This is a genomic window from Paracoccus sp. SSK6, from assembly GCF_039770665.1.
Classification (GTDB): Bacteria; Pseudomonadota; Alphaproteobacteria; order Rhodobacterales; family Rhodobacteraceae; genus Paracoccus.
In genome coordinates this window covers 37506-43921 of the sequence record NZ_JBDPNJ010000020.1, presented here as the reverse complement: position 1 = coordinate 43921, position 6416 = coordinate 37506, and the positions used below count along the sequence as shown (strand labels likewise).

Genomic DNA, 6416 nt, shown 5'->3' with positions numbered 1-6416 from the left:
CGACGATCTTCAGCCCGCCTTCGACCACATCCAGCACGCCCAGGTTGGTGATGATGCGGTCCACCACGCCCTTGCCGGTCAGGGGCAGGGTGCATTCGCGCAAGACCTTCGACTCGCCCGCCTTGTTGGTGTGGTCCATGACCACGATCACCCGGCCCACGCCGGCGACCAGATCCATCGCCCCGCCCATGCCCTTGACCAGCTTGCCGGGGATCATCCAGTTCGCCAGATCGCCGTTCTCGGCCACCTCCATCGCGCCAAGGATGGCGGCTGCGATCTTGCCGCCCCGGATCATGCCGAAGCTGGTCGCGCTGTCGAAATACGCCGTGCGGTTCAACTCGGTGATGGTCTGCTTGCCCGCGTTGATCAGGTCGGGGTCTTCCTCACCCTCGTAAGGGAACGGCCCCATCCCCAGCATCCCGTTCTCGGATTGCAGCGTGATGTCCTTGTCGCCCACATAGTTGGCGACCAGCGTCGGGATGCCGATGCCGAGGTTCACATACATGCCGTCTTCCAGCTCCTGCGCCGCCCGCGCGGCCATCTGGTTGCGGTCCCATGCCATGGCTCAGGCCTCCTCACGCTTGCGGGTCGTGCGCTGTTCGATGCGCTTCTCATGTTCGCCCTGCACGATGCGATGCACATAGATGCCGGGCAGGTGGATCATGTCGGGATCCAAGGAACCGCGCGGCACGATCTCCTCTACCTCGGCCACGCAGACGCGGCCGCACATGGCGGCGGGCGGGTTGAAGTTGCGCGCGGTCTTGCGGAACACAAGGTTGCCGGTGTCGTCGGCCTTCCAGGCCTTCACGATGGACAGATCCGCCACGATGCCGCGTTCCAGGATATAGTCCTCGCCGTCGAAGGCCTTGACCTCCTTGCCCTCGGCGATGACGGTGCCGACGCCCGTCTTGGTGTAGAAGCCGGGAATCCCGCAGCCGCCCGCGCGCATCCGTTCGGCAAGCGTCCCTTGGGGATTGAACTCCAGCTCCAGCTCGCCCGACAGGTATTGGCGCATGAATTCGGCATTCTCGCCCACATAGGAGGAGATCATCTTCCTGATCTGGCGCGTCTGCAGCAGGATCCCAAGGCCGAAGTCATCGACGCCGCAGTTGTTCGAGGCAACCGTCAAATCCTTCGTGCCCGCGTCGCGGATGGCCGCGATCAGCAGTTCCGGGATGCCGCAAAGGCCAAAGCCCCCCGCCGCGATGAACATCCCGTCATGCAGCAAGCCTTCCAAGGCCTCCGATGCACTGGCATAGACCTTTTTCATTGTCCCTCCCCAAATAACCGCTGCGGATTTGTCGCCCGCGCGCCGGGCCAAGTCAATGCGGCGGCGCAGCATGGTTGACTTTGCCACCGCCGGGCGCGATCAGGGGGCCATGAGAACCCGCAACGCTGCCTTCGCGATCTATTATCGCCCGCTGACATAGCGGGGGCAGCAGCATGTCAACCGCGCAAGGTGCGGTTGACCAGCGACATGACAACGACCTTTGCGCAAGCCCCGAAAGGTCCGTCTTATGTCCCGCCCCGAAACCCTCTCCATCATCGGCCTTGGCGCCTTTGGACAACTGATCGCCCGCCACCTGCGCCCGCACCTGGCCCTGTCCGTCTGCGATCCGCAGGTGCGGTCCAATGACCTGCCGCAGGCCGATCCGGTGCAGGCGGCCCGTGCCGACATCGTGGTTCTGGCCGTGCCCTTGCCGCAGCTTGAGGGCGTGTTGCGCGTCATTGCCCCGCATCTGCGGCCGGGAGCCCTGGTGATCGACGTGTGTTCGGTCAAGATGGAACCGGCGCGGCTGATGCTGGACCTTCTGCCCGCTTATGTAGAGATCGTCGCCAGCCATCCCCTGTTCGGCCCGGCCAGTGCGGCACACGGGCTTGCAGGCCACCGCATCGCCTGGTGCCCGCTGCGCGGAAGGGGCCACCGGCGGCTGGCGGTTTTCCTGAAGGCGCAGGGGCTGGAGGTCATCCCCACCACGCCCGATCAGCACGACCGCGAGATGGCGGTGGTGCAGGGGCTGACGCATCTGATCGCGCGCGCCCTGTCGCGGCTTGGCCCGCTGCCGCAGCGCATGGCGACCCGCAGCTTCGCGATGCTGGCCGAGGCTGCTGCCATGGTGCAGGACGATTCGCCCGAACTGCTGGCGACGATCCTGCGCGCGAATCCCCATGCGGCGGGGGTACGGTCGCGTTTCCTGGCGGAAGCCGCCGGGATCGCGGCGGAGGTTTAGGGCGGATCGATATCCATGACTGCACTGCCCTTGATCTGGCAAAGGCTATCGCCTTTGCCACACGTTAAGGGTGCCACCGGGCCGGACGGGCCTCAAAGGCCGGCGGGCGCCGGCCTCTCGTGCCCGTGGTGTGGCGCCGTCCCTGATGGAACCGACACACGCGGGCAGGGGAAGCGCAGTGCGTTTTCCGGTCCCGCCCGTTCATGGAACCGAAGTGCACCGCTTCCATATCTGCCGACTGGCGATCCACCCTAACCCTCGGCCGCCTTTTTTACGGCCTTTTTCGCGGGCGCCTTCTTCGCCGCCGGCTTCTTGGCCGCAGCCTTGGCCTTGGGCGCCGCTTTCTTCTTCGCAGGCGACTTGCCCGCCTTGGCCGCGATCAGTTCAAGCGCCTGCTCGACCGTCAGATCCTCGGGCGAGACATCGCGGGGCAGGGTGGCGTTCACCTTTTCCCATTTGACATAAGGACCATAGCGGCCATTCATCACCTGGATCGCGCCACCATCCGGGTGATCCCCAAGTTCGCGCAAGGGCGCCGCAGCCGCCGCGCGGCCGCGCGTCTGCTTGGCGGCCAGAACCTCGACCGCGCGGTTCATGCCGATGGTGAAGACCTCCTCCACGTCCGGCAGGTTCGCGTATTTCGACCCGTGCTTCACATATGGGCCGAAGCGGCCGATCCCGGCCTCGATCAACTCGCCATCCTCAGGATGAGCTCCGACGGATCGGGGCAGCGACAGCAGTTGCACCGCGCGGTCCAGATCCAGCGTCGCCGGGTTCCAGCCCTTGGGGATCGAGGCGCGGGCGGGCTTGGGATTGTCCTCGGTGGCCTCGCCACGCTGGACATAGGGGCCGAAGCGCCCGGTCTTCAGGCTGATCGGCTCGCCGTTGTCCTCTCCCAGGATGCGGTCGCCCACCGCTTCCTCGCCATCGGGGGCGGAAATCGGGCGCGTATAGCGGCATTCGGGATAGTTCGTGCAGCCGATGAAGGCCCCGCCCGACCGCGCGGTTTTCAGGTTCAGCCGCCCCTTGCCGCAAAGCGGGCATTCGCGCGGATTGCCGCCATCGGCGCGCGGAGGATAAAGGTGCGGGGCAAGCGCCTCGTCGATGGCATCCAGAACCTCGGTGATGCGCAGTTCCGACGTGCCCTCAAGCGCCTTTGAAAAATCCTTCCAGAAGCGCCCCAGAACCTCGCGCCACAGCAGGTCGCCCGCGCTGATCTCGTCCAGTTCGTTTTCCAGATCGGCCGTGAAGTCATAGCTGACGTAACGCGGGAAATACTTGGTCAAGAAGATCGTGACCAGTCGGCCCTTGTCCTCGGGGATCAGGCGGTTCTTGTCCTTGCGGACATAATCGCGGTCCTGGATCGTGGTGACGATGCTGGCATAGGTGGATGGGCGGCCGATGCCCAGTTCTTCCATCCGCTTGACCAGCGTGGCCTCGGTATAGCGGGGGGGCGGCTGAGTGAAATGCTGGCGCGCGGCGACGGCGGCCGTGTCGTTCAGCAGCAGGCCGGGTGCGGCGCGCTGGCCTGCGGGGGCAGCAGGAACCGGATCGTCCTTTTCCTTTGCCTTGGCGAACTCGGCCTCGAAGGCCTTGCCGACCAGCTTGGCGGCCTCGCCCTGCTGGATGGCGGGCAGGCGGGCGCTGTCCTCGCCGTCGTCATCGTCGCGGCCCTGGTCATAGACGCGCAAAAAGCCGTCGAACAGGATCACCTGACCGGTGGCGCGCAGGCCGACCTGATTGTCGGGGCTCGCGATCTCGACCGTGGTGCGCTCCATGCGGGCGGCTTCCATCTGGCTGGCGATGGTGCGCTTCCAGATCAGGTCGTAAAGCTTGCGCTGATCGTCCGCGCTGACCTTCAGCTTGTCGGGCGACAGCATCATGTCGGTCGGGCGGATACATTCGTGGGCTTCCTGCGCGTTCTTGGCCTTGTTCTTGTACATCCGCGGGCTTGACGGGACGTATTTGTCGCCGAACCTGGCCTTGATCGCGTCGCGCGCGGCATGGACCGCCTCGGGCGCCATGTCGATGCCGTCGGTCCGCATGTAAGTAATGAGTCCTGCCTCATAAAGCCGCTGCGCCGCCGACATGCAGGCCTTGGCGCCCATGCCCAGCTTGCGGCTGGCTTCCTGCTGCAGGGTCGAGGTCATGAAGGGCGGCCAGGGATTTCGGGTCGCGGGCTTGGCGGCCACGCTGGTGACGCGCAACGCGCGGCTGGCCACCGCGCTGATGGCCATCGCGGCCTTTTCGGCGGTCGGCAGGTCGAAGCGGTCCAGCTTCGATCCGGCCAGCGAAACCAGCGTCGCATCGTATTCCGCACCGCCCGGCGTCGCCAGGCGCGCATGGACCGACCAGTATTCGCGGGCCTTGAAGGCCTCGATCTCCATCTCCCGGTCCACGATCAGGCGCAGGCAGACCGATTGCACCCGGCCCGCCGACTTCGCCCCCGGCAGCTTGCGCCACAGGACCGGCGACAGGTTGAAGCCCACCAGGTAATCCAGCGCGCGGCGCGCCAGATAGGCATCGACCAGCGGCTGGTCGATCTGGCGGGGCTTGGCCATCGCCTCGGTCACGGCATTCTTCGTGATCGCGTTGAAGGTGACGCGGTTGACCGCCGCGCCCTTCTTCAGGGCGGGGGACAGCGCCTCCAGCAGGTGCCAGGAGATCGCCTCGCCCTCACGGTCGGGGTCGGTCGCCAGGATCAGGGTCTGGTCGTCCTTCAGGGCGTCCTTGATGGCCTTGAGGTGCTTGCGGCTGTCGGCCGCGACTTCCCATTTCATGGCGAAATCGGCGTCGGGATCGACGCTGCCGTCCTTGGGGGGCAGGTCGCGGACATGGCCGAAGCTTGCCAGCACGCGATAGTCGCCGCCGAGGTATTTCTCGATGGTCTTGGCCTTGGCCGGGGATTCCACGACGACGACGGGCATTCTTACCTCAGGGGATCTTGCGATGGGGCGGCAACATGGGTGCGGTCCCTGCCAGTGTCAACCGGGCGAAATCATCCGGCGCCTGTGCGGCCCTTACCCAAGCGCCAGCCGTCCGCCCGGCACGCGCAGCAACCTGCCCTGCAATTCCAGCGACAGGATCGCGGCACTTGCCGCCGCCGCAGGCAGGCCCAGGTCGCGGATCACGTCGTTTTCATCGGAAGGCGAGGGGCTGAGGCGCGAGAGGATCCGCGCCTCGATCTGTCCGGGCTCCACAGGCTCGGGCCGTGGGGTGGGGACGGGCACGGTCTCGGCCATGCCCGCAAGCGCTGGCTCGCGCTCCAGCGCCGCGCAGACATCGGCCGAGTTGCGCACCAGAAGCGCGCCGTCGCGGATCAACTGGTTGCAGCCCGAGGCGCGGGCGTCCATCGGATGGCCGGGCACGGCCATCACCTCGCGCCCCTGATCCAGCGCGTTCTTCGCCGTGATCAGCGTGCCCGACCGATGCGCGGCCTCGATCACGACCACGGCCAGCGACAGGCCGGACACGATCCGGTTGCGGGTGGGAAAATGCCGCGCCTGCGGTTCCGTCCCCGGCGGCTGTTCGGACACAAGCGCGCCCTTTTCCGCGATCTGCGCGGCAAGCACGGTGTTTTCGGCGGGATAGATGACATCCACGCTCCCCGCCATCACGGCGACGGTCCCGGTCGGCAGGGCGGCGTTATGGGCGGCGGTATCGATGCCCCGCGCAAGACCCGCGACAACGGTATGGCCGGCTTCCCCCAATCCCGCCGCCATGCCGCGCGCCATGCGCAAGCCCAGTGATGACGCGTTGCGCGCCCCGATCACCGCCACCGGATGCTTCGACAGCCAGGCCGGATCGCCCCGCACCCACAGGACAGGCGGCGCGCCGTCGATCTCGCGCAGCGCCGCCGGGTAAAGCGGCGAATCGCAGCGGATCAGCCGGGCGCCCGCCTTGCGGCCAGCGGCCATTTCGGCGGCGGCGACGCCTTCCGGGCAGGCTTCGTAATCGGTGATCCCCGCCGCCGCCGCGATGGAGGGCAAGGCGTCAAGCGCCGCCCGCGCGCTGCCGTGTTCGGCCAGAAGCCGGTGATAGGTCGCAGGCCCCACCCGGCGCGAGCGGATGAGGCGCAGGACGCTCAGGTCGTCGTCTTGCGCGGCGTGCCTGTCGAAATGCCCGGTATCCATGCTGCCTCCGCCTTGTGCGGGAATCAGGCTAACCGCAAAGGCATTAACAACT

General features: G+C 66.8%; 5 protein-coding genes. 1 reads left to right on the top strand and 4 read right to left on the bottom strand.

The genetic code is table 11. From position 1 onward, the window contains the following. Positions 1-562: 3-oxoacid CoA-transferase subunit B (locus AAIL68_RS12935; protein WP_347140196.1), on the bottom strand; the 562-nt coding region annotated here is incomplete at its 3' end. A gap of 3 nt (positions 563-565) precedes the next feature. Beyond that, complete coding sequence (locus tag AAIL68_RS12930; RefSeq protein WP_347140195.1) at positions 566-1270, bottom strand: CoA transferase subunit A; 705 nt, start codon at positions 1268-1270, stop codon at positions 566-568. 247 nt (positions 1271-1517) lie between these two features. On the opposite strand from AAIL68_RS12930, the gene AAIL68_RS12925 reads away from it, so the two are divergent. Then, positions 1518-2231 (top strand): prephenate dehydrogenase, encoded by a 714-nt coding sequence (locus tag AAIL68_RS12925; protein WP_347140194.1) that lies wholly within the window; start codon positions 1518-1520, stop codon positions 2229-2231. A 251-nt stretch (positions 2232-2482) separates the two neighbouring features. Here AAIL68_RS12925 and topA read toward each other — a convergent pair whose 3' ends face one another. Next, positions 2483-5158, bottom strand: a complete 2676-nt coding sequence (topA, locus tag AAIL68_RS12920) for a type I DNA topoisomerase (protein WP_347140193.1) — start codon at positions 5156-5158, stop codon at positions 2483-2485. A gap of 93 nt (positions 5159-5251) precedes the next feature. Next, positions 5252-6364 carry a DNA-processing protein DprA gene (gene dprA, locus AAIL68_RS12915; RefSeq protein ID WP_347140192.1) on the bottom strand — a complete coding sequence of 371 codons (1113 nt, stop codon included), beginning with the start codon at positions 6362-6364 and terminating at the stop codon, positions 5252-5254. Between the last annotated feature and the right edge of the window lie 52 nt (positions 6365-6416).